The organism is Polaribacter sp. IC066 (assembly GCF_007997085.1).
Lineage (GTDB): Bacteria > Bacteroidota > Bacteroidia > Flavobacteriales > Flavobacteriaceae > Polaribacter.
On sequence record NZ_VORR01000132.1, the window covers coordinates 1 to 1,344 of the forward strand.

The following is a 1,344-nucleotide window of genomic DNA, read 5'->3' on the forward strand; positions in this document are numbered from 1 at the left end:
TAAAAATCAAACATGTAATTGTTACCTAGTAACTAACAAATGTTAACAAGAACGTTCTTTTTCCTAAAAGCAAGGATAGAATTGTTAATAACTAGCTCTTTTTTGAAATCTAGGCTGAATAGTTACCATTTTTCTTATTAACAGGAACTGACCATTCAATTAGTATTTCTCCTTTTTTTGATAATATTGACTTTTCCTTATTATTAACGCAGTATTCAGCGAAGTCTTTAAGTCCATCGTTATCTAATAATTTCTGTTCCCATTTTTTTAATAAACTATCTTTTTTTGCTTTATCAAGTTTTGGGTTGAAAATTATACCTATTGTACACCATTTTTCTTTATCTCCTTTACATAATTTATCATTTCCGTTTTCATTACTATTTTCCGCATTTGATAGTTGTTTTGCTTCTTTAAGAATATCCTCAAATGTTTTTATTTCTCTGTTTTTAAATGGAAGGATATATGCTGTTCCTAAATTTTTATTTTTTTCTAAATCTGAAGAAAATACCATTGTATGATTTTTTTCGTCTTTTTCCCCAGATTCTCGTCCATAACAAATTGGTGCAAAAACGTGTATTTTTTCATTTATTAGTAATCTGTTTTTTCTCCATTCAATTCTATGTTCCTTTTTATCCCATAATAATGAACCTATAATTAATACTGCACCCCTCATATAAACTTATAGTTTAATGTAATCAAAAGTGTTAATTGTACCATCACTTCCTTTTGAATGGTATCTAATAGTATTATCGTCAACTTTAGTCCATTTCCAATCTGAACTAAAAGTAAATTGTTTTTCACAAGTTTCTTTATCCCATAATTGCATATAAATTTCATAAGTATCATTTGATTCAGATACTTCATTAATTAAATAAGGCGATTCTCCTGATGTTGACTCTAAATCGCTAAATGGGCTTTCATTAGTTCCTGATACATTATAAATATCATTTGATGTAAATCTAAATCCTTCATCAGTATTATTTGGGTCAACCCAATATCCTTGTATCCAATCTGGTGGCGTTAAAAAAATTCCTGATTCAATATCACATAAGTTTTCTTGTTCATCACTATTATTATCAGAGCAAGATGAGAAAATCATAAGTCCGATTAAAATTCCATAAAATAAATTAATTTTTTTTTTTTGTTTTTTTTTTTTTTTTTTAGGTTATTGATTGGTTTTTAATTGTTTACAACGTTTGTGTATAAAAATAGTTGCGTTTTTTGACAACGAGGAATTTCCTACGGAAATTCAGAAGTTGGTAAAAAAGCAATAAACTTTGCTAAAGCACTAATTTAGCAATTTTTTTTATATTGTGTTATGTTTTGTTGCGAGACACTTGAGTA

At 27.2% G+C, this 1,344-nt stretch carries 2 protein-coding genes; both read right to left on the reverse strand.

Features of this window, described 5'->3' with window-relative positions; translation table 11 throughout:
• Window positions 1–109: 109 nt before the first annotated feature.
• Entirely contained in the window at window positions 110–673 is a 564-nt protein-coding gene (locus ES044_RS18230; protein WP_147120775.1) for a hypothetical protein, read from the reverse strand.
• A gap of 6 nt (window positions 674–679) precedes the next feature.
• Window positions 680–1,099, reverse strand: a complete 420-nt coding sequence (locus tag ES044_RS18235; RefSeq protein ID WP_147120776.1) for a hypothetical protein — start codon at window positions 1,097–1,099, stop codon at window positions 680–682.
• Between the last annotated feature and the right edge of the window lie 245 nt (window positions 1,100–1,344).

What these genes read in the sequence shown, in the direction of transcription:
- ES044_RS18230 (WP_147120775.1), bottom strand. Translation starts at nt 673, where the DNA reads ATGAGGGGTGCAGTATTAATTATAGGTTCATTATTATGGGATAAAAAG.
- ES044_RS18235 (WP_147120776.1), bottom strand. Translation starts at nt 1,099, where the DNA reads ATGATTTTCTCATCTTGCTCTGATAATAATAGTGATGAACAAGAAAAC.